Origin of the sequence: Actinomycetospora sp. CA-053990 (assembly GCF_050948445.1) — a bacterium.
GTDB classification, from domain to species: domain Bacteria; phylum Actinomycetota; class Actinomycetes; order Mycobacteriales; family Pseudonocardiaceae; genus Actinomycetospora; species Actinomycetospora callitridis.
In genome coordinates, this window is sequence record NZ_CP192043.1 from 2,075,661 (window position 1) to 2,090,426 (window position 14,766).

General features: G+C 74.3%; 18 protein-coding genes and 2 pseudogenes. 14 read left to right on the plus strand and 6 right to left on the minus strand.

The window, feature by feature from the left end:
- The first annotated feature begins 406 nt into the window (after window positions 1–406).
- The 3 genes and pseudogenes from ACQPYN_RS10570 to ACQPYN_RS10580 all read left to right on the plus strand — a co-directional run.
- Entirely contained in the window at window positions 407–1,318 is a 912-nt protein-coding gene (locus ACQPYN_RS10570; protein WP_433036599.1) for a C40 family peptidase, read from the plus strand.
- Between the two features lie 238 nt (window positions 1,319–1,556).
- A pseudogene (locus tag ACQPYN_RS10575) lies at window positions 1,557–2,057 on the plus strand (alpha/beta fold hydrolase); the annotation flags it as partial.
- A 76-nt stretch (window positions 2,058–2,133) separates the two neighbouring features.
- A pseudogene (locus tag ACQPYN_RS10580) lies at window positions 2,134–2,439 on the plus strand (alpha/beta fold hydrolase); the annotation flags it as partial.
- Here the strand turns inward: ACQPYN_RS10580 and ACQPYN_RS10585 are convergent.
- Both ACQPYN_RS10585 and ACQPYN_RS10590 read right to left on the minus strand, forming a co-directional pair.
- A complete protein-coding gene (locus ACQPYN_RS10585) occupies window positions 2,379–2,975 on the minus strand; it encodes a hypothetical protein (protein ID WP_433036601.1) in 597 nt (198 codons plus the stop codon). The pseudogene ACQPYN_RS10580 and the gene ACQPYN_RS10585 sit on opposite strands and share 61 nt — an antisense overlap.
- Window positions 2,873–3,259 (minus strand): hypothetical protein, encoded by a 387-nt coding sequence (locus tag ACQPYN_RS10590; protein WP_433036602.1) that lies wholly within the window; start codon window positions 3,257–3,259, stop codon window positions 2,873–2,875. Before ACQPYN_RS10590 ends, ACQPYN_RS10585 begins: the two co-directional genes overlap by 103 nt.
- 130 nt (window positions 3,260–3,389) lie before the next feature.
- On the opposite strand from ACQPYN_RS10590, the gene ACQPYN_RS10595 reads away from it, so the two are divergent.
- The 4 genes from ACQPYN_RS10595 (at window position 3,390) to ACQPYN_RS10610 (ending at window position 8,286) form a co-directional block, all read left to right on the plus strand.
- Window positions 3,390–6,767 carry a pyruvate carboxylase gene (locus ACQPYN_RS10595; RefSeq protein ID WP_433036604.1) on the plus strand — a complete coding sequence of 1,126 codons (3,378 nt, stop codon included), beginning with the start codon at window positions 3,390–3,392 and terminating at the stop codon, window positions 6,765–6,767.
- Window positions 6,764–7,300 (plus strand): 16S rRNA (guanine(966)-N(2))-methyltransferase RsmD, encoded by a 537-nt coding sequence (rsmD, locus tag ACQPYN_RS10600; protein ID WP_433036606.1) that lies wholly within the window; start codon window positions 6,764–6,766, stop codon window positions 7,298–7,300. The genes ACQPYN_RS10595 and rsmD overlap by 4 nt, the downstream gene beginning before the upstream one ends.
- A complete protein-coding gene (locus ACQPYN_RS10605) occupies window positions 7,297–7,644 on the plus strand; it encodes a hypothetical protein (protein ID WP_433036608.1) in 348 nt (115 codons plus the stop codon). The genes rsmD and ACQPYN_RS10605 overlap by 4 nt, the downstream gene beginning before the upstream one ends.
- A 219-nt stretch (window positions 7,645–7,863) precedes the next feature.
- Window positions 7,864–8,286, plus strand: a complete 423-nt coding sequence (locus ACQPYN_RS10610) for a hypothetical protein (protein WP_433036610.1) — start codon at window positions 7,864–7,866, stop codon at window positions 8,284–8,286.
- Between the two features lie 25 nt (window positions 8,287–8,311).
- Here ACQPYN_RS10610 and ACQPYN_RS10615 read toward each other — a convergent pair whose 3' ends face one another.
- On the minus strand, window positions 8,312–8,968 hold the full coding sequence (locus ACQPYN_RS10615; RefSeq protein ID WP_433036612.1) for a GNAT family N-acetyltransferase: 657 nt from the start codon (window positions 8,966–8,968) through the stop codon (window positions 8,312–8,314).
- A gap of 37 nt (window positions 8,969–9,005) precedes the next feature.
- On the opposite strand from ACQPYN_RS10615, the gene coaD reads away from it, so the two are divergent.
- The 6 genes from coaD (at window position 9,006) to mutM (ending at window position 12,771) form a co-directional block, all read left to right on the plus strand.
- Entirely contained in the window at window positions 9,006–9,479 is a 474-nt protein-coding gene (gene coaD, locus ACQPYN_RS10620; RefSeq protein ID WP_274193381.1) for a pantetheine-phosphate adenylyltransferase, read from the plus strand.
- A gap of 92 nt (window positions 9,480–9,571) precedes the next feature.
- Entirely contained in the window at window positions 9,572–10,333 is a 762-nt protein-coding gene (locus tag ACQPYN_RS10625) for a DivIVA domain-containing protein (protein ID WP_433036614.1), read from the plus strand.
- Window positions 10,334–10,361: 28 nt separating this feature from the next.
- Entirely contained in the window at window positions 10,362–10,952 is a 591-nt protein-coding gene (locus ACQPYN_RS10630; RefSeq protein ID WP_433036616.1) for a YceD family protein, read from the plus strand.
- Between the two features lie 16 nt (window positions 10,953–10,968).
- Complete coding sequence (rpmF, locus tag ACQPYN_RS10635; RefSeq protein WP_274189568.1) at window positions 10,969–11,151, plus strand: 50S ribosomal protein L32; 183 nt, start codon at window positions 10,969–10,971, stop codon at window positions 11,149–11,151.
- Between the two features lie 23 nt (window positions 11,152–11,174).
- Window positions 11,175–11,915 (plus strand): ribonuclease III, encoded by a 741-nt coding sequence (gene rnc / locus ACQPYN_RS10640; protein ID WP_433036619.1) that lies wholly within the window; start codon window positions 11,175–11,177, stop codon window positions 11,913–11,915.
- The gene (gene mutM, locus ACQPYN_RS10645; RefSeq protein WP_433036621.1) at window positions 11,908–12,771 is read left to right on the plus strand and encodes a bifunctional DNA-formamidopyrimidine glycosylase/DNA-(apurinic or apyrimidinic site) lyase; all 864 of its coding nucleotides are present in this window, start codon (window positions 11,908–11,910) and stop codon (window positions 12,769–12,771) included. The genes rnc and mutM overlap by 8 nt, the downstream gene beginning before the upstream one ends.
- Before the next feature lie 29 nt (window positions 12,772–12,800).
- Here mutM and ACQPYN_RS10650 read toward each other — a convergent pair whose 3' ends face one another.
- Window positions 12,801–13,292: a DUF1059 domain-containing protein gene (locus ACQPYN_RS10650; protein ID WP_433036623.1), complete on the minus strand. Its 492-nt coding sequence runs from the start codon at window positions 13,290–13,292 to the stop codon at window positions 12,801–12,803.
- A 173-nt stretch (window positions 13,293–13,465) separates the two neighbouring features.
- Between ACQPYN_RS10650 and ACQPYN_RS10655 the strand changes: the two genes are divergently transcribed.
- Window positions 13,466–14,005 carry a response regulator transcription factor gene (locus ACQPYN_RS10655; RefSeq protein ID WP_433036625.1) on the plus strand — a complete coding sequence of 180 codons (540 nt, stop codon included), beginning with the start codon at window positions 13,466–13,468 and terminating at the stop codon, window positions 14,003–14,005.
- 1 nt (window position 14,006) lies between these two features.
- Here the strand turns inward: ACQPYN_RS10655 and ACQPYN_RS10660 are convergent, their stop codons facing one another.
- A complete protein-coding gene (locus ACQPYN_RS10660; RefSeq protein WP_433036627.1) occupies window positions 14,007–14,219 on the minus strand; it encodes a hypothetical protein in 213 nt (70 codons plus the stop codon).
- A 94-nt stretch (window positions 14,220–14,313) separates the two neighbouring features.
- Window positions 14,314–14,763: an SRPBCC family protein gene (locus ACQPYN_RS10665; protein ID WP_433036629.1), complete on the minus strand. Its 450-nt coding sequence runs from the start codon at window positions 14,761–14,763 to the stop codon at window positions 14,314–14,316.
- Window positions 14,764–14,766 lie beyond the last annotated feature (3 nt).

Sequence of the window (14,766 nt, forward strand, 5' to 3'; positions counted from 1 at the left end):
GTCCGCACCAGCCCCGACCGGCCGCACTCCGGCGACCGGGGGTGAGTGGGGCCGCTCGTCGTCACCGTTTCGGGTGTACGTCGCGGCGAGCGGTCCCGGGTTCCGGGCCCAAACCGATGAGCGCGGTGCAACGACCGCAGAGCGCGCTGTGACGGCGTGGTGTGGCGTCGCGGGGTCACGGATCGGTTACGTTTCGGTGGTCGCTGAGCATCAGCCCAGCGGCGCGCTCGGCCGCAACGTCCGACTCCCCGTCCGGCGGCCACCCCGGAGCGCACGACGTCCCAGGACGGGGCGGGTGACCGACGTCGAGCCGCAGCTCCCCAGCGGCCCGCCGTCCGCGGACCCGGGGTCGTCCCCACGAACCCCGGTCCGTCGAGCGCCGCCCGGCGGGCGATGGAGATCGCGCATGACGGCTGTGCTCCCCGAGATCGCGGACGCCTCCACCACGCGTCCTGTCGGACGTCACCGTGCCCCCGAGGACGCGACGACCGGCTCGATGGGCATCGTCCCGGACGACCGTCGCGCCCGGTCGGCGCACGGTCGCCACGGTGGCCGCCCGGTCACGGACACCGGTGCCCACCCGCTCTCGCGGGCCGCGAAGACCGCCGGGCTGTCGCTGGCCGCCCTCGGCGCCGTCGCGACCGCCGGCGGGATGGCCACGCACGGCCTGATCGGCGACCAGGAGCCGCCGGCCACCGGCGAGACCGCGCTGTCCCCGCAGCTGGCCTCGGCGAACCTCGCCGTCGCCCCCGCGGCGCACCCCACCGACGCCGCGACCTCCTCGGTCCTGCCGGTCGTCAACTCGGGTGCGGCCTCCGCCTCGTCGATCAAGCACGACTCGCCCGACTCCCGCGCCGCCGCCCAGCGCACGGCGCAGCAGACGACGGAGCGCCAGTCGGTCTCGCAGCGGGGCGCCCAGGCGGCGTCCTCCGACGACCAGGCCTCGGCCTCGTCGGCCGGGTCGTCCGTCGCGCGCCAGGCCATCGCCGCCGCGCGCGGCCAGCTGGGCGTCCCGTACGTCTGGGGCGGCACGAGCCCCGACGGCTTCGACTGCTCCGGCCTCACGCAGTTCGCGTTCGAGAAGGCCGGCATCGAGCTGCCGCGCACCTCGCGCGCCCAGGCCCAGGAGGGCCAGGAGGTCGACGCCGACAGCATGAAGCCCGGCGACCTCATCTTCTTCAACAGCCCGGTCAGCCACGTCGGCATCTACATCGGCGACGGCAAGATGATCGAGGCGCCGAACTCGGGCTCCGACGTCAAGATCTCGGATGTCCAGCGGCGCATGGACGACCTCAACACCATCCGTCGCCTGGCCTGAGGCCGGAATCGACCGCGAGGTGGAGTCCGGGCCCGCCGCCCCGAACGGCGGGCCCGGACCATGCGGTGTGCGGAGGCTCCCCAGCTCCCACTCACCAGGTCTGCGCACGTCGGATGCCCCGTCGACCGTCTGGCAAACCCCGATCCCGGGGTGATCGGTCGGTTTCCCGGGTCGACCGGTCATCCTCGATGGCGTGGCCCCGCACCTCCGACCGCTCGGCCTGCGCCGAACGGTCGTCATGGCGTTGGTGCTCCTGGTCGTCGGCTGTGCGCCTGTGCGCCAGGACGCGGCACCCGATCCGTGCGCTCCGGCGGTCGCCGGCGGGGACGTCCTCACCCGGGACGTCGCCGGGACCTCCCTGCACGTGACGGTCGCCGGCCCGGTCGGCGCCCCGGCCGTCGTGCTGCTGCACGGCTTCCCGGAGACCGCGGCGACGTGGCGGGCGGTCGCGACCGACCTGGCCGTCGACCACCGCGTCGTGGTCCCCGACCTGCGCGGGGCCGGCTGCTCGGGCTTCGCCCCGCCGGGCACCGACGCCTACGCCACGGCCGACCTCGCCGCGGACCTCGCGGGCCTCGCCGTCGCCCTGGACCTCCCGCCCGCCACGGTCGTGGGCCACGACCTGGGCGCCATGACGGCCGTGGCCTGGGCTCGCGCCCGCCCGGAGCAGGTGGCCTCGCTGGTGCTCTCGGGCGGCGGGGTGCCGGGCTTCGGGCTCGCCGAGCGCGGGCCGCCACACCTGCGGGCCTTCGGCGACGCGCCGCCCGGGGCCGTCGAGGCGGCGCAGCGGGCCGGGTGCGGAGTTCCTCGCCGGGTTCACCGGCTCGCCGGCCTTCCCGCTCGACGAAGCGGTGGCCGCCTACGCCCCGCCCGGCCGCCTCGACGCGGCGATGGGCCGGTACCGGGCGCTCGACCGCGACGCCGTCGCCCAGCGCGCCGACCCGCGCCCCCTGGCGATGCCGGTGCTCGTCGTCGCCGGCGGGGCGCCCGACCTGGCGGCGGACACGGTGACGGCGTTGCGCCCGGATCGCCGGGTCGTCGTCGTCCCGGACGCCGGGCACTACGTGCTCGTCGAGAGGCCGGTGGGGTTCGCGCAGGCTGTGCGCGTCGAGGCGCGGTGATCAACGGGGAGTTCGCGCGCGTAGAAGCAGCGAACCGCGCGTTCGCTCCGTCTCGGGTCAGGCGCGCAGGCGGTCGCGCAGGTCGCGGGCCCCGCGGGCGGCGGCGCGGCGCACGGCGTCGGCGGCCTGGGTGTACTCGGACCCGGGCGGGCGACCCGCGGGGGCGCCGGGTCGACGGCGCGGGTCTCGCGGCCAGGAGAGCCGGCAGGACCGGACGGGCCCGACGCGGCGGCCGGCCCCGCGTCGCCGGGGTACCCGGCCCGCCAGGCCTCGGCGAGACCCTCCGCGACGCGCTGGGCGTCCTCCCACGCCGCGGAGGCGCGGTCGACGGCGGCGGTGAACTCGGCGCGACGGGGCGGGGCGGGCTCGGTGTCGGTGGCCAGGAACTCGGCGTCGCCCAGGGCCTGCACGAACCGGGCGGTGGCCGGCACGGTCACGTCGGCGAGCGCCGGGCGGGCGGCGACGGCGGCCCGGCTCGCCTCGAAGGCGGCGTACTCGGCCTGGAGCTCCCGAAGCGCCGGCGCGCGAGGTGCCACCGCGCCGCGTCGTGCTCGGCCATGCGGCCCGCCCGGCCCTGCGGGTGGCCGTGGACGACGGTGCGCACGCGGGTGACGCCCCGCCGGACGGCGAGGACGGTCGCCGTGATCGCGGCGATCGTCGCGAGGACGAGGTCGGCCACGCCGGCCAGCAGGGCGACACCGATGCCCTCGAGGTCGCCCGCGGCGACCCAGACGGCCAGGAAGATCACCGGCGAGAGCAGCGCGAGCAGAGCGGCCAGGCCGAACAGCCAGGGGGCCGCCGAGCGCTTCTGTCGGTCCACGGTGTCCTCCTCCGGACTGTCGCTCCTTGATACCGCACACCGACAACGTCCGTCGCCTCCGCGATGCTCCCGACACCGACGATCAGCGCGGTAACCTGCGCCGTCCCGGTCGCCCGAGTGTGGGGGTTCGATGTTCCGCAAGGTCCTCGTGGCGAATCGCGGCGAGATCGCCATCCGGGCGTTCCGCGCCGCCTACGAGCTCGGCGCCGCCACGGTGGCCGTCTTCCCGCACGAGGACCGCAACTCCGAGCACCGGCTCAAGGCCGACGAGGCGTACCAGATCGGCGAGGTCGGCCACCCCGTCCGCGCCTACCTCTCGGTCGAGGCGGTCATCGACGCGGCCCGCCGGTCGGGCGCGGACGCGATCTACCCCGGCTACGGCTTCATGTCCGAGAACCCGGGGCTCGCCACCGCCTGCGAGCAGGCCGGCATCACGTTCATCGGGCCGCCCCCGCGGGTGCTGGCGATGGCCGGCAACAAGCACAAGGCCGTCTCCGCGGCCCGCGAGGCCGGGGTCCCGGTCCTCGACTCGACCGACCCCTCCGACGACATGGACACGCTCCTCGCCGCGGCCGAGGAGATGACCTACCCGATCTTCGTCAAGGCCGTCGCGGGCGGCGGCGGGCGCGGGATGCGCCTGGTGAAGGAGCCCTCGGCCCTGCGGGAGTCGCTGCAGGCGGCCATGAACGAGGCGTCGAGCGCCTTCGGCGACGCGACGGTGATCCTCGAGCAGGCCGTGATCGACCCGCGGCACATCGAGGTGCAGATCCTCGCCGACGGCGCCGGGCACGTCATGCACCTGTTCGAGCGCGACTGCTCGGTGCAGCGCCGGCACCAGAAGGTCGTCGAGATCGCGCCGGCCCCGCACCTGTCGGCGGAGACCCGCGAGGCGATCTGCGCGGACGCCGTGAAGTTCGCCGAGCAGATCGGCTACGTCAACGCCGGCACGGTCGAGTTCCTGCTCGACGGCGACGGCAACCACCACTTCATCGAGATGAACCCCCGCATCCAGGTGGAGCACACGGTCACCGAGGAGGTCGCCGACGTCGACCTGGTGGCGTGCCAGATGCGCATCGCCTCGGGGGAGACCCTCGAGGACCTGGGCCTGTCGCAGGACTCGGTCGCGCTGCACGGCTTCGCGCTGCAGTGCCGGATCACCACCGAGGACCCGTCCAACGAGTTCCGCCCCGACATCGGGATGATCTCGGCCTACCGCTCGGCGTCGGGGTCGGGCGTGCGGCTCGACGGCGGCACGGCCTACGCCGGCGCGCAGATCAGCGCCCACTTCGACTCGCTGCTGGTCAAGGTCACCTGCCGCGGGCGCGACTTCACCACCGCGGTGCGCCGGGCCCGTCGCGCCCTGGCCGAGTTCCGCGTGCGCGGCGTCTCGACCAACATCCCGTTCCTCATGGCCCTGCTCGACGAGCCGGACTTCCGCGAGGGCCGGGTGACGACGTCGTTCATCGCCGAGCACCCGCACCTGCTCTCGGCGCGCGCCCCCGCCGACCGCGGGACGCGCCTGATGAGCTACCTCGCCGACGTCACCGTCAACAAGCCCAACGGCGACAAGCCGCACCTCGCCGACCCGCGCGAGAAGCTGCCGGTGGTGGACCTGGACGTGGCGCCGCCCGACGGGTCCAAGCAGCGCCTGGGCGAGCTCGGCCCGGAGGGCTTCGCCGCCTGGCTCCGCGAGCAGACAGGAGTCGGGGTCACCGACACGACCTTCCGCGACGCCCACCAGTCGCTGCTCGCCACCCGTGTGCGCACCCGCGACCTGCTCGAGGTCGCCCCGTACGTCGCGCGCACCACCCCGGAGCTGCTGTCGCTGGAGTGCTGGGGCGGCGCGACCTACGACGTCGCGCTGCGCTTCCTCGCCGAGGACCCGTGGGAGCGGCTGGGTCGGCTGCGTGAGGCTGTCCCGAACATCTGCCTGCAGATGCTGCTGCGTGGGCGCAACACCGTCGGCTACACGCCCTACCCGACCGAGGTCACCGACGCCTTCGTCGCCGAGGCCGCCCGCACCGGCATCGACATCTTCCGGATCTTCGACGCCCTCAACGACATCAGCCAGATGCGGCCGGCGATCGACGCGGTGCGCCAGTCCGGCGGGGCGATCGCCGAGGTCGCCCTCTGCTACACCGGCGATCTGATGAACCCCGGCGAGAAGCTCTACACGCTGGACTACTACCTCGGTCTGGCCGAGCAGATCGTCGAGGCCGGCGCGCACGTCCTGGCCATCAAGGACATGGCCGGGCTGCTCCGTCCCCCGGCCGCGCGCAAGCTCGTCACCGCGCTGCGCGAGCGCTTCGACCTGCCCGTGCACCTGCACACCCACGACACCGCGGGTGGCCAGCTCGCGACGCTCACCGCGGCGATCGATTCCGGGGTGGACGCGGTCGACGGCGCCGTCGCCTCGATGGCCGGGACGACCTCGCAGCCGTCGCTCTCGGCCCTGGTCGCCGCGACCGACCACTCCGAGCGCGAGACCGGCCTCTCCCTCGACGCCGTCAACGCGCTCGAGCCCTACTGGGAGGTCGTGCGCAAGGTCTACGCGCCGTTCGAGGCCGGGCTCGCCTCGCCGACCGGCCGCGTCTACCACCACGAGATCCCCGGCGGGCAGCTCTCCAACCTGCGCCAGCAGGCCGTCGCCCTCGGGCTGGGGGACCGGTTCGAGCAGATCGAGGACGCCTACGCCGCCGCCGACCGGATGCTCGGGCACCTCGTGAAGGTGACGCCGTCGTCCAAGGTCGTCGGCGACCTCGCGCTGCACTTCGTCGGCGCCGGGGTCGACCCCGCCGACTTCGAGGCCGACCCCACGAAGTTCGACATCCCCGACTCGGTGATCGGCTTCCTGCGCGGGGAGCTCGGCGACCCGCCCGGCGGCTGGCCCGAGCCGCTGCGGACCAAGGCGCTCGAGGGCCGTGCCGAACGTCCCGGGCTCGCCGAGCTCACCGACGACGACCGCAAGGGCCTCGAGTCCGACCGCGCGGCCACGCTCAACGAGCTGCTCTTCCCCGGCCCGACCAAGGAGTTCCGCGAGCACCGCACCGCCTACGGCGACACCTCGGTGCTGCGCAGCCAGGAGTTCTTCTACGGCCTGGAGCCCGAGCTCGAGTACGCCGTCGACATCGACACCGGTGTCCAGCTGCTCATCGAGCTCGAGGCGATCAGCGAGCCCGACGAGCGCGCGCTGCGCACCGTCCTGATGTCGCTCAACGGGCAGCTGCGCCCCGTGCAGGTGCGCGACCGCTCGGTGGACACCGACGTCAAGGCGGTCGAGAAGGCGGACAAGAACGAGCCGGGCCACGTCGCCGCACCGTTCGCCGGGGTCGTGACGCTGCAGGTCTCGGAGGGCGACGAGGTCGCCGCCGGCGCCACCGTCGCGACGATCGAGGCCATGAAGATGGAGGCGTCGATCACCGCCCAGAAGGGCGGCACCGTCGAGCGGGTGGCCATCGGGTCGGTCCAGCAGGTCGAGGGCGGTGACCTCGTGGTGGTCCTCGCGTGACGCGGCTGATCGGCGGCGTCGCGGGCGGCCGGCGGATCGCCGTCCCGCCGACCGGCACGCGGCCCACGTCCGACCGGGTGCGCGAGGCCCTGTTCTCGATGCTCGAGGCGCGCGGGGCGCTCGAGGACGCCGAGGTCCTCGACCTCTTCGCGGGCTCCGGCGCCCTGGGGATCGAGGCGCTCTCGCGGGGGGCGTCCACCGCGGTCCTCGTCGAGCGCGACCCCCGCGCCTGCACGGTGATCACCAGCAACGTGGGCGTCGCCGGCGTGCAGGGTGCGCTCGTGCGGCGGAGCGCGGTGCTCGCGTACCTGCGGCGGACCCCGGGGCCGGTCGACCTCGTCTTCGTCGACCCGCCCTACACCGACGCCGTCGATGACGTCGTCGCCCTCCTGCCGCGCTGGACGCGCACCGACGCGGTGGTGGTGGTCGAGCGCGACGGGCGGTCCCCGGCCCCGACCTGGCCCGAGGGCCTCGAGCCCGAGGAGCCGCGGGTCTACGGCGAGACGACGCTCCACGTCGCCACCAGGACGTGAAGCTCCTCCTGGTGGTCGTGCTCGCGCTGCTGGCGGGGTGCGCGGTCACGCCCGAGCGCGCGGCGCCGCCCGTCCCGGAGCTCGGGCAGGCGCTGCGCTTCGCCGCCCTCGCCCCGCTGCCGGCGGAGGCGACGGTGCTGCGGCTGGAGTCGCAGGGCGGGATCGACACGCTCGTCACGCTCACTGTGCGGCTGCCGGTGGCGGCCGTGGCGCCCTGGCTGAAGGCCTCGGGGGTGTCGGCGCTCGGCGCCCAGCAGCGGGTCGCCAACCCCGACGGCGCGGTGATCTACCGGACGGCCACCGCCGCCGGCACCGACGTCACGGTCCGGGCGTTCACGACCTGAGCGGGCGCACCTCGGCGCACCTCGGCGCAACGACGACGCGATCCTCGGCGCACCGCCTCCCGGTGGTGGGGCGTACCGACTGCACCGCCCGGAGTCACTTCGGCCCGATGGCCGCCGACCCCGCATCCCGCACCTCCCGCCCGGGGACACCGGCCTCCCACGCGACGGGCCGCCCCCCTCGACCCGCGCCCCTGGCACCCCGGGAAGGACCACCACACCATGACCGAATCGCTCATCGAATCGATCGACCTGCACGGCACGCTCGTCATCGGCGGCCGGACCGTCCGGATCGACATCACGACCGACGAGTTCGAGGACGACACCGACGAGCTCCTGGACGCCGACGAGGAGCTCGGCGAGGAGAGCGACGACGACCTGCTCGAGGACGTCGAGGACGACGCCGAGGATGCCGACGCCGACGCGCCCGCCGAGGACGTCGCCGAGACCGAGGACGTCGCCGACGCCGAGGACGCGCCGGTCGAGGACGACGGCGTCGAGGACGCCGACGAGGACGCCGACGAGGACGCCGACGACCTGGACGAGGACGCGCCCGCCGAGGCCGAGGCCGAGTCGGCCCCGTCGCGGAAGTCCTCGTCGCGATCCCCGCGCCGCCGCCGCCGCTCGAGCGACGCGAGCAGCTGACCGTCAGCCCGCCCGCCCGGGCGGGTCAGCCCTCCAGGGCCGCGAGGAACGGCTCCACGCCGTCCACGTCGACGTCGGGCAGGCGCCGGCGTCGCCAGGCCGCCGGGGTGAGTGAGGCGTGCACCTCCAGGACGCCGTCGGGCCCGCGGATCTCGTCGATCTCCCGGTAGCCCAGCCGCTTCGACACCGCACGGGACGCCGCGTTGTCCCGGCTCGCGGCCGTCACGGCCCGCGAGGCGCCCAGGTGCCCGAAGGCGAGCTCGAGCAGCATCGCCCGGCAGCGCCGCCCGAGCCCGTGGCCCTGGTCGGATCGCGCGATCCACGCCCGCGTGTCGACCACCCGCTCGCCCGGCCACCGCGGCGCGCCCAGCCCGACGACGCCGACCGCGCGCCCGCCCGACACCACGGCGAACGGCAGCAGCCAGCCCGCCGCCGACGGGCGCACCCGCAGCGACCAGTGGAAGCGCAGGAAGCGGTCGACGGCGTCGGCGTCCCCGGTGGGCCAGGTGAGGAAGTGCTCCTCGCCGTCGTCGACCACCCCGCCCGGCTCGCCCACGATCGCGGCCAGCTCGAAGAGCTCGACGTCGGTGGGCGGGACGAGCACGAGGCCCGCGTGCGCCAGCCGCAGGCCGAACTGCGGGTAGACCGCCGCGAGGTCCGCGCGGAGCATCTCGTCGTCCACGCACCCGATCCTGCCCGTTCTGCCATGATCCGCACCCATGGCGATCGCGGTCTGCCCCGGCTCGTTCGACCCCGTCACGCTCGGGCACGCCGACGTGGTGGCGCGCGCGGCCGCGCTGTTCGACGAGGTCGTCGTCGCGGTGGCGATCAACCCCGCGAAGAAGGGCCTGTTCAGCGTCGACGAGCGGCGCGACCTGCTGGCGACGGCCCTGGACGGCCTGGACAACGTGCGCACCGACGCGTTCGAGGGGCTCGTCGTCGACTACTGCCGCAGCATCGGCGCCGCGACGATGGTCAAGGGCCTGCGGTCGGCCACCGACCTCGGGTTCGAGGAGCCGATGGCGCAGATGAACCGTCACCTCACCGGCGTCGACTCGGTCTTCCTCATCACCGACCCCGCCCACTCCTTCGTGTCCAGCTCGCTGGTGAAGGAGGTCGCGCGCGGGGGCGGCGACATCAGCGCGTTCCTGCACCCCGAGGTGCACCGCCGGCTGCTCGAGCGCCTGGGATGAGCTGCGCCTGAGCAGGGTTCGAGCCGCGACGACACGCCCGGCAGGCGGCCGAATTCCGCGCCCCCGGCCCCGGTGGCGGCAGACTCCACGACGTGTACCGCGTGTTCGAAGCTCTCGACGAGCTCGTGACCCTCTGCGAGGAGGCGCGCGGGCTGCCCATGACCACCAGCTGCGTGGTGCCCCGCGGCGACGTGCTCGAGCTGCTCGACGACGTCCGTGAGGCCATCCCCGGCGAGCTCGACGACGCGCAGGACGTCCTCGACCACCGCGACAAGATCATCGCGGAGGCGACCGAGGAGGCCGGGACGGCCCGGGCCGACGCCCGCACCGAGGCCGACCGGATGCTGGCCGAGGCGCGCGAGCAGGCCCAGCAGATGATCGCGGAGGCCGAGCACGAGGCCGAGCGCACCGTCGCACGCGGGCGGCGCGAGTACGCCGAACTGACCGAGCGCGCCGAGGCCGAGGCCGAGCGCATGAGTGAGGCCGGGCGCCAGAACTACGAGCGCGCGGTGGCCGAGGGCCGCACCGAGCAGGCGCGTCTCGTCGACGCCCACGAGGTCACCCGCGCCGCCCACGTCGAGGCCGAGCGCCTCGTCGACGCGGCCACCGACGAGGCCGACCGCCGTCGCTCCGAGTGCGACCACTACGTCGACGGCACGCTCGCCGACTTCTCCGAGACGCTCGAGTCGGTGCTCGACACCGTCGGGCGCCACCGCCACCAGCTGCGCATGAGCGCCCCCACCGGCTCGGCCGGGACCGGGCCGTCCCGCGGTCGCGAGGAGGACGAGCCCGAGGTGCGCGACGAGCCCCGCGAGGGCCGGCGCTTCCGGTGGAGCGAGCGCCTGGGCGCCTGATGGCCCTCGCGTAGACTCGTCGGTCGAGATGACAGGCGAGAAGAAGCACCCCGAACCCACCGTCGACGCCGCGAGCCCGTGGGTGGTCGACGTCGCGCGCGAGCTCCTGCGCCGGCCCGGCCAGATGAAGCCGTTGCGCCGGGACGTCGCCGCGCCCGAAGGGTTCGGCCTCGAGATGATCGGCGTGCCCGTGGGCGAGCCGATCCACCTCGACCTGCGCCTGGAGTCGGTGATGGAGGGCGTGCTCGCCTCCGGGACGGTCCAGACCGACGTCGTCGGCGAGTGCTCGCGGTGCCTCGAGTCGTTCACCGACCACATCGACGTCGACCTCACCGAGCTCTACGCCTATCCGGACTCGGTCACCGACGACACGGCCGACGAGGACGAGGTCAGCCGGATCGTCGACGAGCGCATCGACCTCGAGCCTGCGGTCCGCGACGCGGTCCTGCTCGAGCTGCCGGTGACCCCGCTCTGCCGCGACGACTGCCCCGGCGTGGAGTCCTCGGACCCCGACGCGTGGGCCTTCGTCCCGGCCGGAGAGGCTCGTGAGAGAATCGATCCTCGCTGGGCCGCGCTTCAGGAGAAGTACGGCGGCGCCGGCCGTAGTACCGAGAACTAGAGGAGAGCTGACCACCGTGGCCGTCCCGAAGCGCCGGATGTCCCGCGCGAACACCCACGCCCGCCGCTCGCAGTGGAAGGCGTCCGTGCCGCAGCTGGTGGCGTGCCAGAACAAGGCGTGCGCGAAGCCGAAGCCGCCGCACGTGGCGTGCCCGAACTGCGGCCAGTACGCCGGTCGCCGGGCCGTCACCCCGGCCTGAGGGCCGCGTACGCGGTGACGGCGATGAGCGCGGAGCCGGTGGAACCCCAGGTCGAGCAGGTCGACTCCGACGGGTCGACCCTCGGTGAGGTGCTGCAGGTCGACCTCAGCCCCGAGCTGGTCGAGCTCGCCCTGACCCACCGCTCGTACGCCTACGAGCACGGCGGGCTGCCCACCAACGAGCGCCTCGAGTTCCTGGGTGACGCCGTGCTCGGCATCATCGTCACCGAGCGGCTCTACCGCGAGCACCCCGATCTGCCCGAGGGGCAGCTCGCGAAGCTGCGCGCCAGCGTCGTCAACATGCACGCGCTCGCCGGCGTGGCCCGCGAGCTGGGCCTCGGCGAACGCCTGTACCTGGGTCGCGGCGAGGAGCTCACCGGCGGCCGCGACAAGCCGAGCATCCTCGGCGACGCCGTCGAGGCCGTGCTCGGCGCGGTGCACCTCCAGCACGGCATCGAGACCTCGCGCACGCTCGTCGAGCGCCTCTTCGGCGAGCTGCTGCGCACGGCGCCGCTGCTCGGCGCAGGCCTCGACTGGAAGACGAGCCTCCAGGAGCTCACGGCGGCGCGGGACCTCGGTGTGCCCGAGTACCGGATGACCGACGAGGGTCCCGACCACCTCAAGGAGTTCACCGCGACGGTCGTCGTGGCGGGCCAGGAGCTGGGCAGCGGGATCGGGCGGACGAAGAAGGACGCCGAGCAGAAGGCCGCGCGCACCGCGTATCAGCACCTCGACGGCGGGGGCGAGCCCTCCAGCGGTGCCTGAGCTCCCCGAGGTCGAGGTCGTCCGGCGGGGTCTCGCCGACCACCTGACCGGTCGGCGGGTGAGTGACGTCGAGGTCTTCCATCCCCGCTCGGTGCGCCGCCAGGCCGGCGGCGCCGCGGAGCTGGTCGACCGGCTGAAGGACCGTCGCCTGAACGCGGTGCGGCGGCGCGGCAAGTACCTGTGGATCGAGCTCGGCGACGCCGAGGCGGCGCTGCTCGCCCATCTCGGCATGAGCGGCCAGATGCTGGTCCAGCCCGCCGAGCGACCCGATGAGGTGCACCTGCGCATCCGGGTGCGCTTCGACGACGACGGCCCCGAGCTGCGGTTCGTCGACCAGCGGACCTTCGGCGGCCTCACCGTCACCGACGTCACCGGCCCCGAGGACCTGCCCGTGCCCGTCGCGCACATCGGGCGCGACCCGATGGACCCGGCGTTCGACGCCGAGGCGGCGGTCGGGGGCCTGCGCCGCCGCCGCACCGGTCTCAAGCGCGCGCTGCTGGACCAGACGCTCGTGTCCGGGATCGGCAACATCTACGCCGACGAGTCGCTGTGGCGCGCGAAGCTGCACTACGAGCGCCCCACCGCGACGCTCACGCGCCCCGAGGGCCGGCGCGTGCTGACGGCGGCCCGCGAGGTGATGGACGAGGCGCTGGCCGCCGGCGGCACGTCGTTCGACGCGCTCTACGTGGACGTGCACGGCGACTCCGGCTACTTCGACCGCGCGCTGGCCGTCTACGGGCAGGCCGACCGCCCGTGCCCCCGCTGCGGGACCCCGGTGGCGCGGGCGCCGTTCATGAACCGGTCGTCGTACTGGTGCCCGACCTGCCAGCCGCGTCCGCGGCGGCGCCACCCCTGATCAGGGGGTCTCCGCTCAGGGCGCTCGGTTCAGGGGGTCTCCGCGCGCACGACCTCGAGGTTGTGGAAGGTCACCGGACCGTCGCAGAGGGCCATCATCTTGCCGGCGAAGGCCGTCGTCGCCGGGCTGTCGGAGTTGCGCTGGGCGGCTTCCGCGCTGGGGAACTCGACGACCTCCATGTAGGTGCCGTCCCGGTCGCGATCGCGGCCCATGACCATCCACTCCGCGGTCCGGTCGGCGCCGATCTCGGCCTTCCAGCCGTCGATGAGGGCATCCATCTGGTCGTACTGCTGGGTCTGGAACTCGATGAGCTGCACGAAGGCGCCCGGTCCGGTGGCCTGCGGCGCGTCGCGCAGGCCGGCCCGCAGCCCGGCGCGCAGCTCCTCGCCGTCGGTGTGGCCGTGCACGGCGACGGCGTGGGCGGCGCCGGCCTCGAGGACCTCGTCCTCCTCGCCGGTGAGGGTGAGCGTGCACCCGCTCTCGCTGGGCATCTCGCGGCAATCGAGCATCTTGCGCGGCATGACGGTTCTCCTCGGCTGGACACGAACGGCAGCAGGACCAGTCAAGACCCCTGCGGTGCGCGTCTTCGATACGGAAGCTTCCGTAGGCCGGACGAGTGACCCGCCGCCGAACGGTGCTGGTGCGGGGCCGCGAAGCGGTCGACACTCGGTGACCCGCCGACGGGAGTCGAGCCATGACATCGGAGCGCGCGCTGGCCGCGGCCCTCGACCTCGCCGCGGGCGCCGCCGCCGTGCTCTCCGTGCGCGACCTGGACGCGGTCGTGTGGCCGCCGTTGGCGGCGCTGGTCGGGAGCGACGGGCTGGCCGTGACCGGGTTCGACGGCGCCGCGCTGTCCTGGCCGCCGGGCGGCACGCCGCGAGGGCGCCACCAGATGGCCGCGGTGCTCGGGCACGGTCTCGCACGGGCCCGCGTCGCGCTGGTCCGCGCCGACCGGGCGTTCACCGACCGCGACCTCGCCCTGCTCGGCCTCGTCCGCCCGCACCTCGCGGACGCCCTCTGGCGCGCCGCCCACGAGCCGGAGCCGTGCCCGCTCACCGCTCGCCAGCGCGCGGTCCTCGCCGGGGTCGCGCAGGGCGCCACGAACCGCGCGATCGCCCACGACCTCGGCATCAGCCGCCGGACCGTCGGCAAGCACCTCGAGAACGCCTACGCGGCTCTCGGCGTGCACGACCGGACCTCGGCCGCGCTCCTGGTCGGCGAGTCGGGTCCCTGACTCAGCCGTCGCCGCGCAGCGAGCGCCGGATCTCCTCGAGCTTGTCCCGGGCGTCGCTGTCGTGCTTCGCCTCGCGCTCGGCCTGCGCCTGCCCCTCGGGGCTCTCGGAGACCAGCTCCTCGTAGCCCGCGGCCGTGGTCGAGCGACGCTCGATCGTCTCGCGGACGTGCTCGAACGTGGGGACGCCGTCCTCGGTGTATCCCGGCTCGGTCACGTCGTCGAGCGTAGCCGCCACGGACCGCCGGCGGAGACGCGTCGGGCCCCGCATCGCAGCGCAACGCGGGGCCCGGACGACGGAGCGGGGAGGCTCAGACGTTCTGCGAGGAACGCTCCATGAGCTGCTTGAACTCCTCGAGCGCCTTCTCGATCTTCTTCTGCGGGTCGGCGAAGAGCTTCGCCGCGGCGTCGCCCGCGGCGCCGCCGGGGGTCTCCACGTGGAGGCTGACCTCGACGCCGGTGGAGTCACCGTGCGGGTCGAAGCGCACCGCGCCGCCGGTCTCGACGTGGTTGTTGCTCTCCTCGAGCGACTTCCACGCGATCTTGCGGTCGGTCTCCTCGTCGATGATCTTGGCGTCCCACTCGACGGTCTTGCCCAGCGGGCCGTCGACGACCCAGTGCGTCACGTCCGCCGAGCCGTCCTTGGGATCGACCGACTTCACGTCGTCCATGATCTGCGGCAGGTTGGTCAGCGGGCGCCACCACTGGTAGCACTGGGCAGCCGGGGCGTTGATCTCGAGGTAGTGCGTTGCGGTTGCCATGTC

Excerpts from the sequence above, each read along its gene's own strand:
- ACQPYN_RS10570 (WP_433036599.1), top strand. The coding sequence starts at position 407 with ATGACGGCTGTGCTCCCCGAGATCGCGGACGCCTCCACCACGCGTCCT.
- ACQPYN_RS10595 (WP_433036604.1), top strand. The coding sequence starts at position 3,390 with ATGTTCCGCAAGGTCCTCGTGGCGAATCGCGGCGAGATCGCCATCCGG.
- ACQPYN_RS10610 (WP_433036610.1), top strand. The coding sequence starts at position 7,864 with ATGACCGAATCGCTCATCGAATCGATCGACCTGCACGGCACGCTCGTC.
- coaD (WP_274193381.1), top strand. The coding sequence starts at position 9,006 with ATGGCGATCGCGGTCTGCCCCGGCTCGTTCGACCCCGTCACGCTCGGG.
- ACQPYN_RS10630 (WP_433036616.1), top strand. The coding sequence starts at position 10,362 with ATGACAGGCGAGAAGAAGCACCCCGAACCCACCGTCGACGCCGCGAGC.
- rnc (WP_433036619.1), top strand. The coding sequence starts at position 11,175 with ATGAGCGCGGAGCCGGTGGAACCCCAGGTCGAGCAGGTCGACTCCGAC.
- ACQPYN_RS10650 (WP_433036623.1), bottom strand. The coding sequence starts at position 13,292 with ATGCCGCGCAAGATGCTCGATTGCCGCGAGATGCCCAGCGAGAGCGGG.
- ACQPYN_RS10655 (WP_433036625.1), top strand. The coding sequence starts at position 13,466 with ATGACATCGGAGCGCGCGCTGGCCGCGGCCCTCGACCTCGCCGCGGGC.
- ACQPYN_RS10665 (WP_433036629.1), bottom strand. The coding sequence starts at position 14,763 with ATGGCAACCGCAACGCACTACCTCGAGATCAACGCCCCGGCTGCCCAG.